17 protein-coding genes are annotated in these 22701 nt (G+C 45.7%); 9 read left to right on the top strand and 8 right to left on the bottom strand.

Annotation, left to right across the window (positions count from 1 at the left end):
* Positions 1-40 precede the first annotated feature (40 nt).
* From QUB04_RS11630 to QUB04_RS11620, 3 genes are all read right to left on the bottom strand, one after another.
* A complete protein-coding gene (locus tag QUB04_RS11630) occupies positions 41-1417 on the bottom strand; it encodes an oligosaccharide flippase family protein (RefSeq protein WP_333284308.1) in 1377 nt (458 codons plus the stop codon).
* A gap of 182 nt (positions 1418-1599) precedes the next feature.
* Complete coding sequence (locus QUB04_RS11625) at positions 1600-2388, bottom strand: TIGR03943 family putative permease subunit (protein ID WP_333284306.1); 789 nt, start codon at positions 2386-2388, stop codon at positions 1600-1602.
* A gap of 132 nt (positions 2389-2520) precedes the next feature.
* Positions 2521-3600 (bottom strand): permease, encoded by a 1080-nt coding sequence (locus QUB04_RS11620; protein WP_333284303.1) that lies wholly within the window; start codon positions 3598-3600, stop codon positions 2521-2523.
* Between the two features lie 998 nt (positions 3601-4598).
* Here QUB04_RS11620 and QUB04_RS11615 point away from each other — a divergent pair.
* Positions 4599-6059 carry a HAMP domain-containing sensor histidine kinase gene (locus tag QUB04_RS11615; protein WP_333284301.1) on the top strand — a complete coding sequence of 487 codons (1461 nt, stop codon included), beginning with the start codon at positions 4599-4601 and terminating at the stop codon, positions 6057-6059.
* Positions 6060-6324: 265 nt separating this feature from the next.
* Here QUB04_RS11615 and dnaN read toward each other — a convergent pair whose 3' ends face one another.
* The 4 genes from dnaN to dnaA form a co-directional block, all read right to left on the bottom strand.
* Positions 6325-7464, bottom strand: a complete 1140-nt coding sequence (dnaN, locus tag QUB04_RS11610) for a DNA polymerase III subunit beta (RefSeq protein WP_006632140.1) — start codon at positions 7462-7464, stop codon at positions 6325-6327.
* Between the two features lie 298 nt (positions 7465-7762).
* Complete coding sequence (locus QUB04_RS11605) at positions 7763-7930, bottom strand: hypothetical protein (protein ID WP_333284299.1); 168 nt, start codon at positions 7928-7930, stop codon at positions 7763-7765.
* 50 nt (positions 7931-7980) lie between these two features.
* Positions 7981-8157, bottom strand: a complete 177-nt coding sequence (locus QUB04_RS11600; protein WP_333284297.1) for a hypothetical protein — start codon at positions 8155-8157, stop codon at positions 7981-7983.
* Between the two features lie 11 nt (positions 8158-8168).
* The gene (gene dnaA, locus QUB04_RS11595) at positions 8169-9539 is read right to left on the bottom strand and encodes a chromosomal replication initiator protein DnaA (RefSeq protein ID WP_333284295.1); all 1371 of its coding nucleotides are present in this window, start codon (positions 9537-9539) and stop codon (positions 8169-8171) included.
* Positions 9540-9746: 207 nt separating this feature from the next.
* Here dnaA and QUB04_RS11590 point away from each other — a divergent pair, with 207 nt between their 5' ends.
* From QUB04_RS11590 to QUB04_RS11570, 5 genes are all read left to right on the top strand, one after another.
* On the top strand, positions 9747-10988 hold the full coding sequence (locus QUB04_RS11590; protein WP_333284293.1) for an HhoA/HhoB/HtrA family serine endopeptidase: 1242 nt from the start codon (positions 9747-9749) through the stop codon (positions 10986-10988).
* Positions 10989-11119: 131 nt separating this feature from the next.
* Positions 11120-11653 carry a peptide deformylase gene (def, locus tag QUB04_RS11585; RefSeq protein WP_333284291.1) on the top strand — a complete coding sequence of 178 codons (534 nt, stop codon included), beginning with the start codon at positions 11120-11122 and terminating at the stop codon, positions 11651-11653.
* 160 nt (positions 11654-11813) lie between these two features.
* The gene (locus QUB04_RS11580) at positions 11814-12386 is read left to right on the top strand and encodes a TerD family protein (protein ID WP_333284289.1); all 573 of its coding nucleotides are present in this window, start codon (positions 11814-11816) and stop codon (positions 12384-12386) included.
* 99 nt (positions 12387-12485) lie between these two features.
* Complete coding sequence (locus QUB04_RS11575) at positions 12486-13940, top strand: TerD family protein (protein ID WP_333284287.1); 1455 nt, start codon at positions 12486-12488, stop codon at positions 13938-13940.
* Between the two features lie 77 nt (positions 13941-14017).
* The gene (locus QUB04_RS11570) at positions 14018-14617 is read left to right on the top strand and encodes a TerD family protein (RefSeq protein WP_333284284.1); all 600 of its coding nucleotides are present in this window, start codon (positions 14018-14020) and stop codon (positions 14615-14617) included.
* Between the two features lie 334 nt (positions 14618-14951).
* On the opposite strand, the gene lysS is transcribed toward QUB04_RS11570, so the two are convergent.
* Positions 14952-16505, bottom strand: coding sequence for a lysine--tRNA ligase (gene lysS, locus QUB04_RS11565; protein WP_333284282.1), 1554 nt, complete (start codon positions 16503-16505; stop codon positions 14952-14954).
* A 540-nt stretch (positions 16506-17045) separates the two neighbouring features.
* On the opposite strand from lysS, the gene tkt reads away from it, so the two are divergent.
* From tkt to QUB04_RS11550, 3 genes are all read left to right on the top strand, one after another.
* On the top strand, positions 17046-19061 hold the full coding sequence (gene tkt / locus QUB04_RS11560; RefSeq protein WP_333284280.1) for a transketolase: 2016 nt from the start codon (positions 17046-17048) through the stop codon (positions 19059-19061).
* A 31-nt stretch (positions 19062-19092) separates the two neighbouring features.
* The gene (locus QUB04_RS11555) at positions 19093-19227 is read left to right on the top strand and encodes a hypothetical protein (RefSeq protein WP_333284278.1); all 135 of its coding nucleotides are present in this window, start codon (positions 19093-19095) and stop codon (positions 19225-19227) included.
* Positions 19228-19896: 669 nt separating this feature from the next.
* Positions 19897-22695 carry a PAS domain S-box protein gene (locus QUB04_RS11550; RefSeq protein ID WP_333284276.1) on the top strand — a complete coding sequence of 933 codons (2799 nt, stop codon included), beginning with the start codon at positions 19897-19899 and terminating at the stop codon, positions 22693-22695.
* Positions 22696-22701 lie beyond the last annotated feature (6 nt).

Below are 22701 nucleotides of genomic sequence, written 5' to 3'. Positions count from 1 at the left end.
GTATTGTGTTCGGCTGACCTATAGACAATCTCCTTTTTGTTTACTGAAACAGTTGATTGATTGGAACTAAATCCATCGGTGATATTTTATCGATTGGCAGACCCCAATCAAAAGCAACTCTACACCAAAGTAGAGTTGCCAGCACCCCTACAAACAGCCCTGTTAATTGAATATCCTGCCAAAAACAAGTTAGTCCTTCTTTCCACAAACCGTAGTTAGTTACTAGATAGGTAGGAATGTCGCCGAGAGCTACAGCAATCACGGCACCTAAATTACCTTTTAAGTGATATCCCAGCGGTATACTTATACATAGATTCACAAAAGTCAGCAGATTGCCCATAGCTCCGTACTGAGACTTTCCTACGGCTAACAGACAAGAACCCATGATATTGTGGATGGTGGTGTGCCAGATACCTAACGCCAAGATTGGCATCATCCAAGATGCAGCCTCATACTCTTTGCGATAGAGTGTTAAAATTAACTGATCTCCAAAGCTCACAAAAATTCCTAAACCTACGGCTAATGGTATTAGAATTAGCTTGCGGTTTTTAAGTATCTTGGCGCGCAACTCCTCCCGTGGCAAATCTGCCAGCATAGAAATTGAGGGAAAAATCACCCTGCCGCTAATGGCCAGGATTACTTGGCGCGGCATATCGCCGAGAGTAAAAGCGATGCCGTAAATGCCCAACATTGTTAAAGTAAATATTTTACCGAGGATGAGTCTATCGGCTTGAGAACACAAGAAAAACAAAGCCGTAGACAAAAATATCCATTTACCAAAAGAAAATATTTCTTTAGCTGCTTCTTTATCCCAAGCAAAGCGGTTTGACTTGCCGGGAATCAAAAAATGGCTCCATACTACCTCCATTAAAGCTCCAGTCAAGCCGCCTGCAACGATCGCCGAGATGCTGCGATCGAACCAGGCCCAGACAATCATCACTGTTGTAGAAACAATCTGTATGCCCAACTCAAAAATTACTACTTTCTTCACTGCCATTTTGCGTTCTAGGCTGGATGTGGCGGTGGATTTAAACCCTCCTATTAGGGAATTTATACCTATTGTTGGAATTAACCACACGAGACGGGGCTCTCCATAAAAATTCGCAACGGGCAGGGTAATTATAACTAAACAAATCCAAATGAAAAAGCTGCGAATAACTTGCAGTGTCCAACCGGTGTTGAGAAATTGAGGATCTTCCCCCCGTTTGTTCTGGATGATACTTGGGCCTAAACCTATGTCTGTAAATAAGTTTATCCCTGTTATAAAAACGTAGGTTAGACCTACCAGACCAAATAGTTCTGGCAAAAGCAGACGCGTCAGGATTAGGTTGCTGGCAAATCGGATAATTTGACTGCTTCCATAGCTGGCGATCGTCCAGGCTGCACCTTTGATTGCTAATTTTTTTTGTGATGACATATACTCAGAGTTTATTTACTAATGACGAGTGTAGTTGCTGAATTTGTTTTTGGCAACTCCTAGAGGATGGTGTTGCCACTTTTATAGCTGACTGTACCTTGTCTTAATTTGCATAGGGAGGACGGGTCTGAGGTGTCCCTCTCACAATAAAGGTAAAATTTAATCTCATACTTACTCCACATCTAATAATCATAAGGGTTTTTTGGTTCGGGAATTGGTTTGAGAGAGGATGCTTGAATGATTAATTTGCGCTTGCCTTGCAGTTCTTCTACGATCGTTTCTCCTTCTATTTCTAGCCAACTATCTGGGGCAAAGGCGGCGCGGCTTTGACCGATCAGTAATTTTACCGGCAACCCGATCGGATAGGCGTCTGCCGCGCAGCAAGTAATGATAAAACGCCCGATCCACATATATTGTTCTGCTATATTGGGGGGATGAATTACAAATCCTTGAACTTTGACTTTTTGACCTCTGTATGTATCCGGTTCGGGGTTGAAATTTAACAGCCGCACCCATTCGACAAGCGATCGCTTTTCTGGTTTTGTATTATTGCGAAATTCTTGGGGTTGCAGTCGGGTGATGGGCAGGGATTCGGTGAGGCCTCGTTCTAATGCTGTCTGGCTGGTAAATGTGCGTGGCGTTGTTAGTAAACCTATTAATGCGACGCTCAACATTAAGGTGCTGCCGATACTGGGGGGAAACAAAGTAACGTGTTCAACTTCTGTGGCTCTGAGAGAGTTATTTGCTGGTGATGTCCGCGATTGCTTTGTGGTGCGATCGAGTTTTAAGAGTTCCCAAGCTTTTAAACCGCCAATAACCATTAAGCCGATTCCTCCCGCTAGAGTCAAGCCAAAGTAATTGGGGTGAATGAGAATGCTTAATTTGCCGGTGATCCAATATTTAAGAAGCAGTATTCCCCACGCTAAGATAGCTAGGGCGTCCAGCCAGGGGCTAATTTTTTTAAGATTCATTTTTTAATAGTCATTGGTCATTGGTCATTAGTCATTAGTCATTAGTCATTAGTCATTAGTCATTAGTCATTAGTCATTGGTCATTAGTCATTGGGAATCTATCGTTAGTTTTCAGTCCGGGCCAATTTATTATTAACCTAAATGCAAGTTGACAGCGAGGGTCATTAAAAAGGTTAACTGAGCGGCCAAGACAATTAAGTAAACTACTGCTCGACCTTTAAAAATTGACAGCATTAAACCGATGCCTTTGAGGTCAATCATCGGGCCGAAAACGAGAAATGCTAACAGCGAACCGCTGGTAAATGTGGAAGCAAAAGACAGGGCAAAAAAGGCATCTACTGTAGAACAAATCGATACGACTGTGGCTAATAGCAGCATGGCTAGAATCGAGGAAACGGGGCCTTGGCCGAGGTTGAGAATTAGTTCGCGGGGCGCGCCAACTTGAATGATGGCTGCGATCGCACTTCCGATTACCAGCACTCCTCCCAATTCGCGCAACTCCTGTACCATAGTATCTAAAAGCAGGCGCAGACGCTCTTTAGAAACGCGGTGGAACATGGAGGAAGGTTTCGAGGTTTTTTCTGTTTTGCTTGTTTGTAATCGCTTCCAGTCGTCTTGTAGCAAAGATTCGATCGGCACCACCCCCCCCGGCTGACCGAGCATAAATGTTCCCGACTGCAACAGCAGCGGAGTGTTAGCTTGGACGAGTTCTTTTTCGGAAAACTCTGGTTTTGGCAAGGGGATTGCGCGGGCTACAGAAGGTTGCAGCAGAGGCCGCAAGTCTTTTTGGGCGCTGAACACCCAGCCGATAATTGTGGCTATAGACAGAGAAAATACCACCCGCAAAACTACAATTTCTGGCTGATCGCGAAATGCCGTCCAAGTCGCCCAAATTACCACGGGGTTGATGGTGGGGGCCGCAAGCAAAAAGCCGATCGCGGCTGGTGCGGGTACTCCCTGCATCAGTAACCTGCGGGCTACGGGCACGTTACCGCACTCGCACACGGGAAACAAAAAGCCGATCGAACTGCCCATCAAAGCCGCCAGCAGCGGGTTTCGCGGGATGCGGGATACGAGTTTGCGTTCGTCTACAAACCCCAGCAGCAAACCTGAGAATAAAACTCCCAGCAGCAGAAAAGGTATTGCTTCTACTAGCAAGCTGAGAAACAGGGTGAAAGCATTATTTAACTGATTCGTGAGGGCGGGTTGCATCGATCACCTACTGGTAAATTTCCTAGTTACACGTCTTTGACACGGCCCCTGTCGATCATACCAAAGCACAGCGCTAAGTTAAGATGCAGTTTAAAAAAATGCCTGCCTTTTTTTTGCTTAAATTTGTAGAGGTTTTAATTTAATCAATGCTGATGTCTTGAATGATTGGGACTCGCTAAACTTCTGTGAATTGCACTCCCTGTTTCTGCTTGCTCCGCCTGGTAGATCCAATCAATAATTGAGTCGGCAAACCGGCACCGCTTTGATGGATATTTCGGTCAAAAATGGTTGATTTTAGAATAACTGCCAGGGCTGATTTTGCGGATCGTGACCGATGTTGACTCTTTTATATTATCTGCCATCGAACGATCGCTAGAAAATTGCTTTGTAGCGATGACTTTAGTTTTCACGACAAACCTATAGGGGACGCACTGGCAGGTGTGCCGCTGGCTGGCCGTTACGGGGGGTTGCGAGTACCGGATCGGGGAGATGGGATGAAATCGCCTCAAATGCCATAGCACGGGCGAGGACCCGACGCCATCGCCCTTAGCCAGCTAAAACTCAGGGACGCGATCGCCCTAGCTTTGTGCTTTTAACTTGTTTCAGGGCGTTGTATCGCCGGGGCGATCGGGCAATTCCGATTTTATTCTATTATCAATCAATTATATTTCTCAGCCTAATAATTTATTAACAAAAGGTTAAGACGATAACTTAAGGTTAATGAATAGTTAAATAGTCGAACCAAACGTTAATACCGCTCAAGTCAGTATAAAATAAAGTCAGGTATAATTACCAGGGCGCATTTATCTCGGTGATACTCAATCTTGCCTAATACTTTAAGTGGTAAAATTCCATTTACTACAGTCAGTTTTTTGTGTAATTTAAAATGCAGTGTGCCAGGGTGATGCCGGTCAAAACACTCAACAACTCACCTGTTGACCTTTGGTAGCTGAATGTCTGCTGGCAAATAGAACCCCAAAAAGCGTGCTGATGAATTTATGTTGAATACCTCCTGCGTAGAAAGACCCGTCCAACCCATCTCCGAGGCTGACCTAGGAGAACTTTGTTTAGACTCTACTCTCCAACAATTGTCACTTTACGATTTTCAGGTAGAAGCTACGGATTTGGGGATGCAAATTTCCCAGATGTTAGAAGCTAATCCGCTGTTACCGGGAGTCATTGTGACCCATCAAGGTGAATTTGCCGGTATGATTTCCCGGCGGAGATTTTTAGAATTTATCAGCCGTCCTTTTGGGCGAGAATTATTTTTAAAGCGACCTGTGAGGGCTTTGTACCGCTTTGCCGAAACTGAGAGTTTAATTTTTCCCAGCAATACTTTAATCGTGGATGCAGCCAGGAAGTCGCTGTTGCGATCGAAAGAACTGCTTTATGAACCGATTGTAGTTCAAATGTCGCCTCAAACTTATAGTTTGCTAGACGTGCACGAACTGCTAGTAGCCCAATCCAACATTCATGAACTAGCAACAAAATTGCTGAGGCAGCAAACTCAATCTCAACTAATTCAAACCGAAAAACTAGCAAGTTTGGGACAGATGGTAGCTGGAGTCGCCCACGAAATTAGAAATCCCGTCACCTGCATCAGCGGAAATCTCGGCTTTTTGTCCAACTACTCGAAAGACATCATGGAGTTGCTGTCTGCTTACGAAGACATTGTGGGTGAAAGCGAAAAAATTGGCGAACTCAAAAAACACATAGAATTTGATTTTTTGCAAGAAGATTGGCTGGAAATCCTCAAAAGTATGAAAGTTTCCTCGCAGAGGCTGACCGAACTCGTCACCAGCCTGCACACCTTTTCTCACATGGACGAAACCCACTTGAAGCAAGCTAACATCCACGAATGTATTGACAGTACGCTGCTAATTATGAAAAACCGTCTGAAGTACGGGTTTAATGTAGTTAAAAACTATGGTGATTTGCCTTTAGTCAAGTGTTACTCTGGTCAGTTGAGCCAGGTATTTATGAATATCATCAGCAATGCGATCGACGCTTTGGAAGAGGCAAAAGAAGAAAAAGAATTTATGCCTGCGATTACTATTGAAACCGAGGTAATAGACAGTTCTGACGGAGACTGCGTGAATTCGGAATTAATTCAAAATTATGTTAGGGGCGATGGCGTCCCGCCCCGCAAGCTACGACAAAATGCCAAACAGCTATCATCCGCCAGCCAAAACGGCGACTTCTGCCCAGAAGCAGCGGAAAAAAATCAAAATAACGCTTGGATAGCCATCCGAATTGCCGATAACGGGCCGGGAATACCGCCAGAAATTCAGCGGCGGATTTTTGAGACATTTTTCACCACTAAACCCGCCGGGAAAGGTACTGGTTTGGGGTTGGCAATTACCCATCAAATTGTTACGGAAAAGCATAAAGGCAAGTTGAACTTGCATTCTACGCCCGGTACAGGTACTGAATTTGAAATTTTGTTGCCATTGATTTGAAGCAATAAGTCATATCAAATCTGTTAGCATCGAAATTATTCCTATCTCTCTTCTCTTGATCTGCGTGAATCAGCGTCAATCCATTGTCATCTGCGGTTAATACATTCTCTTTTTTTAACCGCAGATGAGGGCAGATAAACACCGATTAACGCAGATGAGTTAGATCGAGTTCGGTTGCACCATCGGTGATTGTTGACTGTTGACTGTTGACTGTTGACTGTTGACTAATGACTAAGGACTACTGACTACTGACTAATGACTCTTTTTAAGCTCTTAGCTGCACTGGCATTACCAAGAATGTAGCATTGACTCCGCCCAAAGGCTGGAAAATTACGGGGGCTAAAGCACCGTTTAATTGCAGTTGAATTTCGGGGGATTGAGCAGTTTTCAAAATGTCAATTAAGTATTTCACGTTGAAAGCAATATCTATGCTGTCTCCAGAAATTTGTGCGGGCATTGACTCTTTGCCACAGCCGACATCTTTAGCATCTACAGACAAAGTAATTTCCTGATTCTCCTCGTCGATGCTGCATTTGAGAATATTATTTTTTTGGTCTGCAAAAACGGCAATTCTTTCTACTGCTGCTAAGAACGATCGCCTTTCTAAGGTAATTTGCCGCTCAAAGGAGGGCGGAATCAACTGGCGGTAGGCGGGATATTGCCCTTCCAAGGTGCGAGTTGTCAGCCGCTGGTCTGCCCATTCAAAGACTACTTGACCGTGTTCAAAATGCAGGGTGACAGGTTCAGTCCACTGCCGCATCACCAGCATTCTTTCTACTTCCCGCAATGCTTTAGCGGGGACTGTCACCTCAAATTCTTCTTGGGTTTCTTCGCCTTCAGCTTTTTCATTGGCAGTTTGAACTACTGCCAATCTGTGGCCGTCTGTAGCTGCAAATTCCAGGCAATCTTGCAATACCTTTAAATGCACCCCTGCAAGTACCTGTTTTGCCTCGTCGGGGCTAGTAGCAAATAAAGTTCCTTTGAGTCCTTCTATCAAGGCTTCCGGTGGCAATTTGAGGATTGTTCCGGCTTCTATTGCAGGCAATTCTGGGAATTCTTCCGGGCCCATGCCTCTAACTTGGTAGCTGCCAGAACTGCAAGTGAGATATGCTACGGTGTCTCCCGCTTCGTCTTCTAGAGTAATCTCTCCATCTGGGAGTCTCGAAACAATATCGTTGAGTAATTTAGCGGGTATGGTAAAACTGCCGCCGCCAGTCACTTCTGCTGCGAAGCTGGTACGAATGCCTAAACTGAGATCGAAAGCTGTCAAGCTAACCCGCTGATTTTCCTCATCCGCTACTAAGAGCACGTTGGCGAGTACCGGATGTGTCGGGCGGGAGGGAACGGCCCGACTTACCAACGAGAGGTTGGCGTTGAGGTCACTTTGGGTGCAAACCAATTTCATGGTACGAAGGTTAATTAACCGGATTTGAAACAGAAACAAATGGTATCACAGAAAGCCTGCGGGTCGGTTTTTCTCTGTCAGGGCTTAAGCCTGGGCGCTTATTCCCGGTTTCTACGCAAAATTTTGTCTGTAAAAACGAGAAATCTTCCAAGAAACCGGGTTTCTGAGGTTCGCGCGCGTCGTGAACTATCTGTGTAGGGTGCGAAGGGCTCACCAGTTTTTTTTAGTTTATTGAATTATTTTTGTATCGATCGCCCTGTGGAAACTGTGGAAAAAAAAGCTAACTGCTTGCTGGGCGTCACTTATAGGTAATAAATACCTGTGGAAAACTTGTGGAAAAGCTGGTGCGGTCGATCGCCCATTTTTGTGCAAAAGCTGTTTCGGGCGATCGAGTAAAGTTTTCCACAAACGGAAGGCAACTTTTCCACAGGTTTTTCCACAGGCAAGATTGTCTATTATGGGGCATTGGGAATTGGGAATGGGAATTGTTGACTGTTGACTGTTGACTGTTGACTGTTAACTGTTGACTGTTGACTGTTGACTGTTAACTGTTAACTGTTGACTGTTGACGGCGTTGAGTGATGACAACTGACAACTGACAACTGACAACTGACAACCGACAACTGACAACTGACAACTGACAACTGACAACTGACAACTGTCAACCGACAACTGACAACCGACAACTGACAACTGACTTCTTCTCAAGTTTTGCGGCTGACAACATTAATTCGATCGCTCAACTGACGCAAAGTTTGAGCCAAATTCGGGTCAGTATTCCGCAACTGAGCAATTTTTTCGCAACTGTAAAGCACAGTCGTGTGATCTTTGCCACCGAACACTTCGCCAACTTTCGGCAAACTCAAACCAGTATGCTGCCGAATTAAATACATCCCTATTTGACGTGCCAGACTAATTTCTCGTCGGCGGGAAATTCCTTTCAAATCTTCAACAGAAACATCAAACTCCTCAGCCACAACTGCAATTACTGCATCTGGCGTTGCCTCTACGCTTTCTGTTTGCGGATTCAAAACCGGGGCGATATTTTCCACGGTCATCGGCAAACCAGTAATTGAAAGATATGCTACTGCCCGAATCAAAGCACCTTCTAATTCCCGAACGTTGGAATTGTAACTAGAAGCAATGTATTCAATGACATCTCGCGGCAGCCGCATATTTTCATATTCAGCTTTTTTCTGCAAAATTGCCATCCGAGTTTCCAAGTCTGGCAATTGAATGTCGGCAATTAATCCCATAGAAAATCGGGAACACAAACGCTCTTGTAGACGCGGAATTTGCTGTGGCGGACGGTCAGAAGCTAAAACTACTTGGTTTCCTGATTCGTGCAAAGTATTAAAAGTGTGAAAAAACTCTTCTTGAGTGTATTCTTTCCCTTCAATAAATTGGATGTCATCTATTAATAAAACATCGGCAGCGCGATAATGATCGCGGAAAGTTTGCATACTGTCCTTGCGAATGGCTGCGATTAAATCGTTAGTAAATTTCTCAGTAGAAACGTAAAAAATCTTGGCGTTGGGGTCAATTTCCAAGCGATAATGACCGATCGCCTGCATCAAATGAGTTTTGCCCAAACCGACGCCACCGCACAAAAATAGGGGATTGAATTCTCGGCCCGGAGACTCAGCTACCGCGAGGGAAGCGGCGTGAGCCATGCGGTTGTTGGAACCGACGACAAAGCGGGAAAATACGTATTTCGGGTTTAAATTGGCGGGTTTGGGGGGGTGAAGCGAGTGGCTTTCCGGGATATCGGCGATGGGGGAGGGCCAAATTATGGCCGAGTCGCTGCTGCCGCCTGTTTCGTTTCCCCCGGCAATTGTCAAGTAAATGTCTACGGGATAGCCGAGAATTTCTGCGACTGCATCGGCAAGGATTTCTCTGTAATATTTTTGCAACCAATTGCGAGCAAAGGGGTTGGGGGCGCTGACGATCAAACAGTTATTTTCGAGTTGTTCGGCCCTAGCAGTTTTGATCCACGTCTCAAAGCTAGGTCTGCTCAGTTGTACCTGGAGACGTTCAAGTATCTGATTCCACAGACTTTCGAGGGGAATGTCCACTGCTCACCTCTGCCGATCGGCATTCAAGATATTAATTCTACTCTAGAGAGTTTAGTCGTCAGATGCTAAAGTTTAAGGGAGTCTGCCGTAGCTTGCGGGGCCCGACGCCATCGCCCAAAAATTTGGCGGATCTGCAGCCCTGCGCCAGGTATCGGGGAGCTGCTCAGCAAATATTTAGATGTGGCAGGAAAGCCTTAAAACATGGCCATGAAGAGTTCTACTGGCAAATTTTGGAAGCAACCGGCAATTTACATATTGCTGCTGGTAACGGGAGCCGGGGCCGCCATGTTGGGCGATCGTCTGACGGTTTCTCAATTTCGTGCAAATTCTGGCGATTCTGGACAAAGGGCGCTGGAACCGAAATTGCAACTGCCTCCTAGTACAAAGGATCAAGCTAGGAAAGTCTTGCCGCCGGTTTCCTTGTCGGGCGACGCGGCTAATGTGAATTTTATTGTGGCGGCGGTGGCAAAAGTTGGCCCGGCAGTGGTTCGGATCGATGCTTCGCGCCTGGTGAAACCGGGAAATAGAGGGCTGTCGCCGGAAGATTTTTTTGGCAGAGAACCGAATTCGGGCGGCCGGGGCGGGATCGAACGGGGCACTGGTTCGGGTTTTGTCATCGGTGCCGACGGCCTGATTCTCACTAACGCTCACGTTGTAGAGGGAGCCGATACGGTAAATGTAACTCTCAAGGACGGCCGCAGCTTTCAGGGGCGCGTGTTGGGGGCGGATAAGGTGACGGATGTGGCTGTGGTGAAGATTGAGGCGAGTAATGTGCCTGTGGTGACGATCGGCAATTCGGATAAGCTGTTGTCTGGGGAATGGGCGATCGCCATTGGCAATCCTTTGGGTTTGGACAATTCCGTAACTGCGGGGATTATTAGCGCTACGGGGCGATCGAGCTCTGATGTGGGCGTACCTGACAAGCGGATCGGTTTTATTCAAACAGACGCTGCAATTAATCCGGGGAATTCTGGCGGCCCGCTGCTGAATGCTTCGGGTCAAGTTATTGGCATGAATACGGCGATTATTCAAGGTGCTCAAGGATTGGGGTTTGCGATTCCCATTCAGGCGGCGCAACAGGTGGCGAAGGAACTGATTACGACGGGGAAAGTCGAACACGCTTATTTGGGTATTGAAATGGCGACGCTGACTCCAGATGTTAAGGAGCAAATTAACAGCAACGCTAACAGCAGCCTGCGAGTTGCAGTCGATCGGGGTGTGGCTATTGTTAGCGTTGTTCCTAATTCTCCCGCAGCAGCAGCAGGTTTGCGGGCTGGAGATGTGATTCAAAAAATTAATAATCAGCCGATTATTCAGTCGGAAGCTGTTCAGGAGTTCGTGCAAAATGCTAAGGTGGGCGGGCTGTTGCAAATGGAAATTAACCGCAACGGGCAAATAGTTAATTTGACTGTTAAACCGGGGAGTTTGCCTGTTCAAAAAGTTGGATAAGAAGGAAAGCACGACACGGATTTTGACACGGATACACGGATTAATTATTGAGTGAGTAAGTTAGATTTTGTTCCTCCATTCAACCGACAAAACGGTAACAACAAATAACCAATAACGACTAACCAATAACTATGGTAGAACTCTTACAAATCTCACAATTAGGAAATCCCGTACTGCGCCGCCGATCGCAAGTGGTCGAGAATATTAAGGACGATCGCATTCAACAGTTGATTGACAGCTTAATATTTACAGTACAGCAGGCACACGGAGTAGGGATTGCCGCCCCTCAAGCGGCTCAGTCCGATCGCCTGTTCATCGTCGCATCCCGCCCCAACCTGCGCTATCCCCAAGCACCCAACATGGAGCCCACAGCGATGATTAATCCCCGGATTGTGGCTAGCTCAACAGAGACAGTCAAAGACTGGGAAGGCTGTTTGAGCATTCCGGGGATTCGGGGATTGGTGCCGAGAAGTAGGGCGATCGAGATAGAATACACCAGTAGAGACGGCAAACTCCACCGACAAGAATTGACAGACTTTGTGGCCCGAATTTTTCAACACGAACACGACCATTTAGATGGAATCGTGTTTTTAGACAGAGTGGAAAATACCCACGAACTGATGACTGAGGATGAGTACCAGCAGCAATTTGTCAAGCTGCTATGACCATACGGGAGCAATTCTCCAATCCAAAATCCAAAATCCAAAATCTCAAATCTCAAATCGATTGACCGAGGACGAGTACCAAAAGCAATTTGTCAAGCTGCTCTGACAGTTGGTATAATTGTTAGCAGTAATATCAGAGATGTTGCAAACAGGAGAGCAAATGTCTATCAACTTAGAAAAAGGCGGGAGAATCAATCTCTCTAAAGAAGCACCGGGGCTAAAAAATGCCGGGATTGGTTTGGGATGGGATACCAATGCTACCGACACCGGCGCAGCGTTTGACTTAGATGCTTCCGTGTTTATGTTGGGGGCTACTGGCAAAATCCCCGGCGAAAAATACTTTGTTTTCTACAACAACAAGGAGTCGCCAGACACTTCTGTAATACATCTGGGAGATAGCAGAACCGGAGAAGGATTTGGCGATGATGAAACCGTTACAGTCGATTTAACCAAAGTCGATCCGGCGGTGCAAGAAATTGTGTTTGTGGTAACTATCCACGAAGCAGAATCGAGAAGGCAAAACTTCGGTCAAGTACGGAATGCTTTTATCAGGATTTACGACACTACTACCAACACAGAGGTAACGAAGTACGATTTGGACGAGGATTTTTCTAGGGAGACAGCGGTAGAGTTTGGCAGACTTTACAAGAAAGACGGCGAGTGGAGGTTTCAAGCTGTAGGAGAAGGCTACAATTCCGGCTTGCAAAGCTTTGTAGATAAGTATGCCGCATAAAATGTCGATCGCTCCTAGCTAAATAAATCGAGGGGAAATTCGGAAGCAGGAATGTTTCCCTCGATTTTAAGCAATCAGACTCATGAGGTGATAAACCAGATGGGAATTCAATTAAAGAAGGGCGAAAGATTTAATCTTTCTAAAACATCTCCAAGTTTAACAAAAGTTGCGATCGCCCTGGGGTGGGAAATAGCAACTGAACTAAATTTATCGAACTCAAACCCGCAAAGCTGCGATATCGATGCCTCTGTTTTTGCATTAGGTTCAGACGGCAAGATTCCCGATGAAAGATACTTTGTATTTTACAATAACTCCCAGTCGCCGGACGGAGCGATCGCCCATTCGGGAGATAATCAAACAGGTCAAACTCAAGGAGATGACGAGACAATTGATGTAGACTTAGAAAAGGTAACGGCTGCTGTTGAGGAAATGGTTTTTGTGGTCACGATTCACGACGCACAAGCTAAACATCAAAATTTCAGCCAAATCAGAAATGCTTTTATCCGATTGTACGATCGCCAAACCGGCAGCGAACTAGCGCGGTATGATTTAACAGAAGGTTTTTCTGATGAAACAGCAGTCGAGTTTGGACGGTTGTATAAAAAAGATGCAGCTTGGAGATTTCAGGCCGTAGGGCAAGGATATAAAGCAGGGTTGCAGAGTTTTGTTGACAAGTATAATTCTGAGATTCAACAGCCAGAAAAACCAGCACAACGTACAGTAGAACTGCCTAAATTACCAGTTATTGAAGATAGCCACAAAAGTCAGAAAGCTATAGCATTAGACAAAAAGCTTCAGGAGAAAGCGCCGCACATTTTCAATCTCGCTAAGAAAGCCGATATCTCGCTAAAAAAGGCAAATCTAACAAATCACAATGCTCAAGTAGCGCTTTGCCTCGATATTTCTGCTTCTATGTCTTCCCTATACCGTTCAGGAAAAATTCAGCGTTTGGCAGAGAAGATTTTGGCTTTGGGATGTCGGTTTGATGACAACGGATCGATCGACATATTTCTGTTTGGAGTCAACCCGCACAATCCCGGTGAAATGTCGATCGACAATTTCTCAAACTTCATTCACCATATACTGCAACAGTATCCTTTAGAAGGAGGTACTTACTACGGTAAAGTGATGAAGGAAATTAGAAACTTCTATTTTCCTGATGGTCGCGGTAGCAGGCGCTACGCAGCTATTAAAGCCGATCGACCTGTCTACGTGATGTTTGTAACTGATGGAGAAACAGCGGACGAATCGGAAAGCAAGCAGCAGCTACAATGGTCGTCCTATGAGCCGATATTTTGGCAGTTTATGGCAATTGGCAAGTCGCAGAAAGATGTCAAAAGTAAGGGAGTTCGCGGCTGGTTAGCAAGATCCGTAGCAAGCGATTTTAGCTTTTTAGAGCAGCTTGACCAAATGGGCTCGCGCTACCTAGACAACGCCGATTTCTTCAGTTTAGAAGACCCGGAGCATATTGCAGATGAGGAATTATACGATTTGTTGACAGCAGAATATCCGCATTGGGTAAAATCAGCACGAATCAAAAATCTCTTACCCTAGAAACAGCTTTTGCCGACAAAATGCTAGCTTAGGGCAATCATTCAACTTCACCATAAACCTTACAAAATCTCAAAACTATGGCTATCAACTTAACCAAAGGACAATCAATAGTTCTCAGCAAAAGCGAATACGACTTGTCAAAACTCACAATGGGTTTGGGCTGGGATGTTGCACAAGCTAAAAAAGGTCTTTTCGGGCGAAGCAGCGGTGCAAATTTTGACTTAGATTCCTACGCTATGCTGCTGGGAGAAAATGGCAAAATAAAGAACTACAAAGAGGATGTAATTTATTACTCTCATTTGGAGTCAAATGACAAAACAGTTGTTCACTCAGGCGACAATCTCACGGGGGCTGGAGACGGAGACGACGAACAAATAGTGGTGAAGCTGAGTTCTTTGCCTGCAGAATATCACAAAATTATTTTGGGCGTAAATATTTACGATGGAAAAGAGAGAAAACAGCATTTCGGCCTGGTAGAAAATGCTTTTGTGAGAGCTGTAGATGCGACTGGGAAAGAAATAGCTCGCTATCGCTTGTCAAATGACCCGTCTTATGAAGGAAAATTAAATATGTTGATGGGAGAAGTCTATCGAGAAGGCGGCGAGTGGAAGTTTAAGGCTTTAGGAAACCCTTTGGCTGAGGATATGAACGGTGTTGTCGGTTCGTTTATGCGGTGATCTTAAATTCTTGAAACTGATGCTTGTAGGGGCGGGTTCACCCAAAATACCTGTCAATAATTGACAATCTATATAAACCCGCCCCCACCCAACCAGCCATCAAAATGCACATTTTCCGTAGAATTGTAGGGGCGGGTTAACCAACAAAATTAGCCAATAATTGACAATATATATAAACCCGCCCCCCTCCAACGGTAAATCGCAATGCACATTTTTAGTATTTGATAGAAGTCAAGGCTGATGTAGGTTATTGGTGGGGTGGGGGCGGGTTTATAGAGATTGTTTGTGGGAATTAAATGTTATTGGTGAACCCGCCCCTACCAGATTTTACGAATCAATCTTTAACCGGCCGCATTGTCGGGAACATGACGGCATCTCGGATGCTTTGAGTATTAGTTAAAAGCATCACCAATCTGTCTACACCGATACCCATTCCCGCACAATTAGGCATTCCCAAAGATAGCGCTTGAATAAAGTCTTCATCCATTGGATGCGCTTCGTCATCGCCCGCATTTTTCTGCGCCAACTGTTCCTCAAACCGCTTTCTTTGCTCTTTCGGATCGTTTAATTCTGAGAATCCATTCGAGTATTCTGTACCGTTGATAAACAGCTCGAAACGTTCTACAAATCCCGGCTTGCTGCGATGGCCTTTTGCTAAGGGACTGACTTCGACAGGGTAGTCGATGATGAATGTAGGTTGAATGAGTTTGGGAACAACTAATTTGTCAAAAACTGCATAGAGCACGTAGCCTAAACTCTGTTGTTCTAACTTAGACAGGTGCAATTCTAGCTTGGTTGCAGAGGCGATCGCACTTTCCAAGTCCAAACTGTCAAAATCCAGCTCAAACTCGTCTCTGACAGCTTCTACCATCGTTTTCACTTGCCAGTGTTTCCCGCTGAAACCGGGATATTTTTCGCTGTAGTCGAACTTGCGTTCTAAACTAATCGTTTCCCCCTGGTTTTCAATTTCTTTGACATCCCCAAATACCGCCGCCGCCGCGAAACACATCACGTCTTCGACAACTCCTAAAATATCGAAAACATCAGCATAAGCTTGGTAAACTTCCAAAGATGTAAACTCTGGATTGTGGGTGCTGTCAATGCCCTCATTTCTAAATGCTTTCCCTAGTTCAAATACTCGCTCGAAACCGCCGCAAATTGCTCTTTTTAAGAATAATTCGGGAGCCACTCGCAAATACAAATCCACCTCTAAAGCATTGTGGTGAGTGATGAATGGCTTAGCAGCAGCACCGCCGTAAATAGCTTGCAGTGTTGGCGTTTCTATTTCGTAAAAATCGGCTTGCCAGAGATAGGAACGGATGCTTTGAACGATGCGGCTTCGCAGCATAAAACGGTTGAGCGCATCTTGGTTGCTTGCCAAATCCATTTCGCGGTGACGGCGGCAAACTTCGGGGTCGTTAATTCCGTAATAAGAATCGGGAAATTGAATAGTAGCTTTTGATAAAAGCTTTAATTCCCTCACTAAAATAGAAAGTTCTCCCCTGGGGGTGCGGCAGCCGATACCTTCGACGCCGACAAAATCGCCGACATCGAGCAATTTTTTAATTTGTTCAAAGCTCAAACCGACTTCGCCTGTGACGATTGCTTTCTCGATTTTGAGTTGAATCTTGTCTGTGGCGTCTTTTAAATCGATGAAACCAATTTTGCCGCTGTCTCGCTTGGAAGTGATGCGGCCGGCTAATCGCAGGGAAATTTCTTCGGGGTCACTTTCTCCGTTTGCGAGTTCTTTTCCCGGCTGACTAAATATTTCGCGAACTTGTTGGGCTGTGTGCGATCGCGCGTAGGATTCACTGGGATACGGTTCTATGCCTTGCGATCGCAGTTCGTCTACTTTTTGACTGCGGACTTCGGCTTCACTGAGAGTCATTAGTTATTGCCTGATTAAAATTACAAATATCTGACATCTTGCACTATTCTGGCGATCGTGCGATCGGGCGTTGCTCAAAGCAACGCCCCACAAGAAAATTCACTCTTTGTGGAACAGGCATCTTGCCTGTTCGCCATCGAGCTGCAAAATGTCAGAAACACCAAACTCTATCATAACTGGTCAACATAGACCAATTTGTCAGATAATCTAGACACACTGGCGATCGACAGATGCGGAAGGTCAGTAAGGTTTTAATCCTGACGGAAGTCTTCTATCCTCTCCATCCCTCCTACTCCCTCTCCCCAACAGTCAACAGTCAACAGTCAGCAGACAACAATTTGCGATCGACTGCACAAAGCGGCCGAAACATTAAAAAATTAAGTTGTCTGTCGATCGCAACAGGTGAGATGATATGTAGTGCAGCCTCACGGCAGTTCCACAGAAACTGAACAGCAGAAACGCGAGCGATCGAACTCGACTCATCGCTCCTCTGTCAGAATCGACCACACACACTCTCTCTTACATATAAAAACCAGAATTATGGCTGTTGCAACCCAATCACTCGAAGAACTCTGCATCAACTCTATCCGCTTTCTGGCCATCGATGCGGTAGAAAAAGCAAAATCAGGACACCCGGGACTGCCTATGGGCGCTGCCCCTATGGCCTTCGTGCTGTGGGATCGGTTCATGCGGTTCAACCCCAAAAACCCCAAGTGGTTTAATCGCGATCGCTTCGTCCTCTCCGCCGGCCACGGCTGTATGCTACAGTACGCCCTCATGTACTTGACCGGCTACGATAGCGTCACCCTCGACGACATCAAGCAATTTCGTCAGTGGGAATCCAAAACTCCTGGACACCCCGAAAACTTCGTCACCGAAGGCGTAGAAGTTACCACCGGCCCCCTCGGACAAGGAATTGCTAATGCCGTCGGTTTGGCAATGGCAGAAGCTCACCTCGCTGCCAAGTTTAACAAGCCCGACCATAAAATTGTTGACCACTACACCTATGTCATCATGGGTGACGGGTGCCACATGGAAGGCATTTCTGGCGAAGCTTGTTCTTTGGCCGGACACCTGGGACTCGGCAAATTAATTGCCTTGTACGATGACAATCACATTTCTATTGAAGGCGACACCAGCTTGGCCTTTACTGAAGATGTGGGCAAGCGTTTTGAAGCTTACAACTGGCACGTTATTACAGTAGACAATACCGCTCTAGACGAAGATACTAACCTAGAAGCAGTTCACAAAGCTATTGAAGAAGCCAAAAAAGTCACGGACAAACCGTCCATGATTAAAGTCCGCACAGTTATTGGTTACGGTTCTCCTAACAAGCGCAATTCTTACAGTTCTCACGGTGCTGCTTTGGGTACCGATGAAGTGAAAGCAACTCGCGATTTCTTGAAGTGGGAACACGCACCGTTTGAGATTCCTGATGATGCTTTGTCACACTTCCGCAAAGCAGTCGATCGCGGTGCTCAAGCTGAGCAAGAATGGCAGAAAGCTTTTGATGCTTATAAAGCAGCATATCCTGCAGAAGCTGCTGAATATGAGCGCAGCGTTGCCGGCAAACTTCCCGAAGGTTGGGATAAAGTTTTGCCGACATACAACCCGGAAGATAAGGCAGATTCGACTCGGAATCATTCTGGAAAATGTTTGAATGCTTTGGCAGGTGTTCTACCTGAATTGATCGGCGGTTCCGCTGACTTGGCATCTTCCAACATGACTTTGCTTAAGGGTGAAAAAGACTTCCAAAAAGGTCAGTACGAAGGACGTAACCTGCGCTTTGGTGTGCGGGAACACGGCATGGGTGCGATCGCCAACGGTATGCTGTTGCACGGCGGTTTAATTCCTTACTGCGCTACTTTCTTGGTATTTGCTGACTATATGCGGGGAGCAATTCGCCTCTCTGCACTCTCGGAAGCTGGAGTTATTTATGTAATGACTCACGACTCCGTAGCTTTGGGCGAAGACGGCCCCACTCACCAACCGGTAGAAACCATCGCTTCTCTGCGCGTAATTCCAGACTTGTTGGTAATGCGCCCTGCGGATGGTAACGAAACATCCGGCGCTTACAAAGTGGCAGTTGAAAGCCGCACTCGCCCAACTTTAATGGCTTTGTCGCGCCAAAACTTGCCCAATTTGGCTGGAAGTTCGATCGAAGGAACAGCCAAAGGCGCTTACATTTTGTCCGACGACGGCGGCACTCCCGACATCATTTTAATCGGCACCGGCGGCGAAACATACCTCTGCGTTGATGCCGCTGAAAAATTGCGCGCCGCAGGTAATAAAGTGCGCGTAGTTTCGATGCCTTGCTGGGAATTGTTCGACTTACAAGATGCCGCTTACCGCGAATCTGTACTGCCGAAAGCTGTTACTAAACGGTTGGCAGTTGAAGCAGCTTGTAGCTTCGGCTGGGGACGTTATTTGGGTTCCGAAGGCGACAGCATCAGCATCGACACATTCGGCGCTTCTGCACCGGGCCCCGTTGCTTTAGAAAAGTTTGGCTACACCGTTGATAATGTGGTAGCTAAGGCTCAGGCGCTGTTGGGCTAATAGCAGCAGCATAATTTTTGGTGGGGCGGGCTTGGAGCTCGCCCCATTTTTTATAGAAGAAGGAAGTTCGGCAACGGATTCGCTCGACGGATGTAACAGATGTAACGGATTGATGGAAGAAGGCTTTAGTTATTTAGAAGATAAGGAAGAAGAAAGGAAAAGCTAAAATCTAAAATCTCAAATCGGCATCTAGGGTTTCACTTGGTCATACCTCACATCTTGCACCATTGTCAGGAACAGGCAAGATGCCTGTTCCACAAGAAAATTCATCTCTTGTGGAACAGGCATCTTGCCTGTCCATAAAAGGATTGAGAATGGTGCAACATATGAGTTATACCTAACCTAGAGCTCGCTACAGCTCGCGAATCATTGAGAATTGCTATAGTGAACAAACCTGACGGTCAACAGAGTACAGTTAGACCGGAGGCTTCTTTTTCCTTTTTTTCAAAGGCTTTTTATAGTGAGGTAGTTCCACCCCCACTTGCTAATATAGTATCAGAGTATTTCCAGAGCATCAAGGGGTATAAAAGAATAATTGTCGGTTTCCGTACCTACACCCGACGAGCCTTTCATCCCAAAGAGTAATTTATTCGGGGTACTTCGCGCTGCGCTCAGATTAATCCCCTCTAAATATACCGAGGGACTTCCCGGCTGGTAGTTAAGACTTACCGAAGAAAAACCCGTTTCTACAACAATATTCGGTTTGGCAACGAGGCATTTATGAAGAAACCGGGTTTTTAGCCCCCCGTGCCTCCAGAACAGTATATTTTAGAGAGTTAAGATAAGTTATAAGTTATTGCCTTAAATTACTCCTTCCCCATTTGCCATTCCGTTTATGATTTGGAATTTTTTAAATCAGTTGTTATTCACCGGCAATTATATTCCTCAAGGCTACTGTTACCTTTGGCAGCGAGAGCTAGTCGCGCTCCACATAGTGTCAGACTCTATAATTGCCCTGGCCTACTATTCAATACCCCTCTCGTTAATTTATTATTTTATCGGTCAGCGAAAAGACTTGCCCTTCCGCAACATCTTTTGGCTGCTTGCAGCCTTTATTATCTCTTGCGGCACTACTCATATAATGGAAGTTTGGACGCTTTGGCATCCTGTTTATTGGGTTTCTGGCAGTCTGAAAATTATTACCGCCGCAATTTCTGGTTACACCGCATTTGCATTAATTCCTTTCGTTCCCCAAGCATTAACTCTCCTGAGTCCAACTCAATTAGGGATGATCGATTCAATACTGCAAAAAGAAATCATTGAACGTCGAGAAACGGAAGCTCGCTATCAAACTTTAACTGAAGCTTCGCCGGTGGGAATATTTTATGCAGATGCTGGAGGAGACTGCTTGTATGTCAACGAGCGCTGGTGTCAAATTTCGGGAATTACCTGTGATGAAGCTTTGGGCAAAGGGTGGTTGCAAGGCATTCATCCAGACGACCGCGATCGGGTTTTTTCTCAATGGTATAGCGCCGTGCAGCAGAAATTGCCGTTTAAATCTGAGTACCGCTTTCTAGACATTAATAACACTAAAATCAGTTGGATACTCGGTCAAATTGTCGGTCAAATCGGAGAAAATGGGGAGATAAAAAGTTATGTTGGTACTATTACTGATATTACAGAACGCAAGCAGGTAGAAGAGGAAAATCGACGGCTCAATGAAACTCTGGAGCATCGAGTTGCTGAGCGCACGGCTCAAATCGAAATTTCTAACCACAAATTGCAAAAAGAAATAGCTTACCGCGAAAAAATTGCGCTCACTTTGTTGGAATTGACGCAACTGCAAAATGCAATTCTTAATAGCGCTAACTACACAATTATTTCTACAGATCCCGACGGTACAATTAAAACATTTAATCGGGCGGCAGAGCAACTTTTAGGTTATTCGCTAGAAGAAGTGGTGGGGAAAGTCACGGTAGAAATAATTCACGATCCTCTGGAGGTCGCTCAAAGAGCTGAAGTTCTTTCTCAAGAATTGGGAGTGAAAATAGAGCCGGGAATTGAAGCCTTTGTTGCCTTGCCGCGCCGGAAAATCGCTGACGAAAATGAATGGACTTACATTCGCAAAGATGGTTCGCGGTTTCCGGTACTGCTGTCGGTGACTGCCTTATTTGATAGTAACGGAAATATTAACGGTTTTTTGGGTATCGGTCAGGATATTAGCGATCGCAAACAAGCTGAAAAAGAGCTGCGTGACCTCACCAATGCCATGCAAAATGCGGTGGAAGGCATTTCGCGGCTGGATATTGAGGGGCGCTACGTGAAGGTTAACCGAGCTTACGCTCATAAATGCGGTTACGAACCGGAACAAATGCTTGGCATGAAATGGCAGCTTACCGTACATCCGGGCGATGTTGAGATGATGCTCTCAGCTTATCAGGAAATGCTAATTTCTGGCAAAGTAGAAGTTGAAGCTAGAGGAGTCCGAAAAAATAGCTCGTTTTTTTATAAGCAATTAACGATGGTAAAAGCTTGCGACGCACAGGGGATATTTAACGGCCACCACTGTTTTATGAAAGATATCACTGAGCGCAAACTAACTGAAACTGCTTTGCAGGAAAGCGAATTCAAGTACAGGCAAATAGTTGAATTAGCAAAAGAAGGTATTTGGGTAATTGACAGAAATGGCCTCACGACTTACGTGAACAACGCAATGGCGCGAATGCTAGGCTATAGTGAAGTAGAAATGTTCGGGCGGTCGATTTTTGATTTCATGGACGCACCGGAAAAACCACAAGCTATTGATAATGTCGATCGGCGCAAGCAAGGTATTGCTGAACAACACGAATTTAAATTCAAAACCAAGGACGGCAAAGATATTTGGACTGATATGTCTACCAGTTCAGTCATGGACTCCCAGGGTAATCTGCTGTCTTGTTGCGCCTTGGTTTACAACATTACAAGCCGCAAAGAAGCAGAGCAGCAACTGCTGCAACTGACAGAAGATTTGAAGCGTTCCAACGAGGAATTAGAACAATTTGCTTATGTGGCTTCCCACGATTTGCAAGAACCGCTCCGAGCCATTACCAGTTACACTCAATTGCTGGCCCAGCGCTATCAAGGAAATTTGGACGATCGCGCAGATAAGTATATTCATTATATTGTCGATGGCGCCACCAGAATGCAGCAGCTAATTAACGATTTGTTGGCGTATTCGCGCCTGGGAACGAGGGGTCAGGAGTTTGAGCAGGCGGACTGCAAGGCTGTGGTTAAGCAAACTATGTGCAATTTGCAAATTGCGATCGCCGAAACAAAAGCTGTAATCACCTGCGACGCGATGCCAACTGTGATGGCGGATGAATTTCAACTGGTGCAATTATTCCAAAATTTGCTCGCCAACAGCATCAAATTTTGTCGCCAAGATATCCCGTTGATTCATATCGCTGCCTGCCGGCAAGAGAGCGAATGGGTGTTCAGTGTCCGCGATAACGGCATTGGCATCGATCCGCAGTATGCCGATCGCATTTTCATCATTTTTCAACGCCTGCACTCCCGCCGCCAATATTCCGGTACTGGTATAGGTTTGGCGATGTGCAAGCGCATTGTTGAACGCCACGGCGGGCGCATTTGGGTGGAATCTCAAGAGGGAAAAGGAGCGACGTTTTACTTCACTATTCCTATAATTAGTACCTGAAGCCTC

This window comes from Microcoleus sp. D2_18a_B4 (assembly GCF_036702475.1).
Classification (GTDB): domain Bacteria; phylum Cyanobacteriota; class Cyanobacteriia; order Cyanobacteriales; family Microcoleaceae; genus Microcoleus.
Note: the sequence above shows the minus strand (reverse complement) of the source record. Positions and strands in the feature narration are given on the sequence as shown.

Excerpts from the sequence above, each read along its gene's own strand:
- QUB04_RS11605 (WP_333284299.1), bottom strand. The coding sequence starts at position 7,930 with ATGCCCCATAATAGACAATCTTGCCTGTGGAAAAACCTGTGGAAAAGT.
- lysS (WP_333284282.1), bottom strand. The coding sequence starts at position 16,505 with ATGACTCTCAGTGAAGCCGAAGTCCGCAGTCAAAAAGTAGACGAACTG.
- QUB04_RS11580 (WP_333284289.1), top strand. The coding sequence starts at position 11,814 with ATGTCTATCAACTTAGAAAAAGGCGGGAGAATCAATCTCTCTAAAGAA.
- QUB04_RS11615 (WP_333284301.1), top strand. The coding sequence starts at position 4,599 with ATGTTGAATACCTCCTGCGTAGAAAGACCCGTCCAACCCATCTCCGAG.
- QUB04_RS11620 (WP_333284303.1), bottom strand. The coding sequence starts at position 3,600 with ATGCAACCCGCCCTCACGAATCAGTTAAATAATGCTTTCACCCTGTTT.
- QUB04_RS11570 (WP_333284284.1), top strand. The coding sequence starts at position 14,018 with ATGGCTATCAACTTAACCAAAGGACAATCAATAGTTCTCAGCAAAAGC.
- tkt (WP_333284280.1), top strand. The coding sequence starts at position 17,046 with ATGGCTGTTGCAACCCAATCACTCGAAGAACTCTGCATCAACTCTATC.
- def (WP_333284291.1), top strand. The coding sequence starts at position 11,120 with ATGGTAGAACTCTTACAAATCTCACAATTAGGAAATCCCGTACTGCGC.
- QUB04_RS11630 (WP_333284308.1), bottom strand. The coding sequence starts at position 1,417 with ATGTCATCACAAAAAAAATTAGCAATCAAAGGTGCAGCCTGGACGATC.
- QUB04_RS11625 (WP_333284306.1), bottom strand. The coding sequence starts at position 2,388 with ATGAATCTTAAAAAAATTAGCCCCTGGCTGGACGCCCTAGCTATCTTA.
- QUB04_RS11575 (WP_333284287.1), top strand. The coding sequence starts at position 12,486 with ATGGGAATTCAATTAAAGAAGGGCGAAAGATTTAATCTTTCTAAAACA.
- QUB04_RS11550 (WP_333284276.1), top strand. The coding sequence starts at position 19,897 with ATGATTTGGAATTTTTTAAATCAGTTGTTATTCACCGGCAATTATATT.
- QUB04_RS11590 (WP_333284293.1), top strand. The coding sequence starts at position 9,747 with ATGAAGAGTTCTACTGGCAAATTTTGGAAGCAACCGGCAATTTACATA.
- dnaN (WP_006632140.1), bottom strand. The coding sequence starts at position 7,464 with ATGAAATTGGTTTGCACCCAAAGTGACCTCAACGCCAACCTCTCGTTG.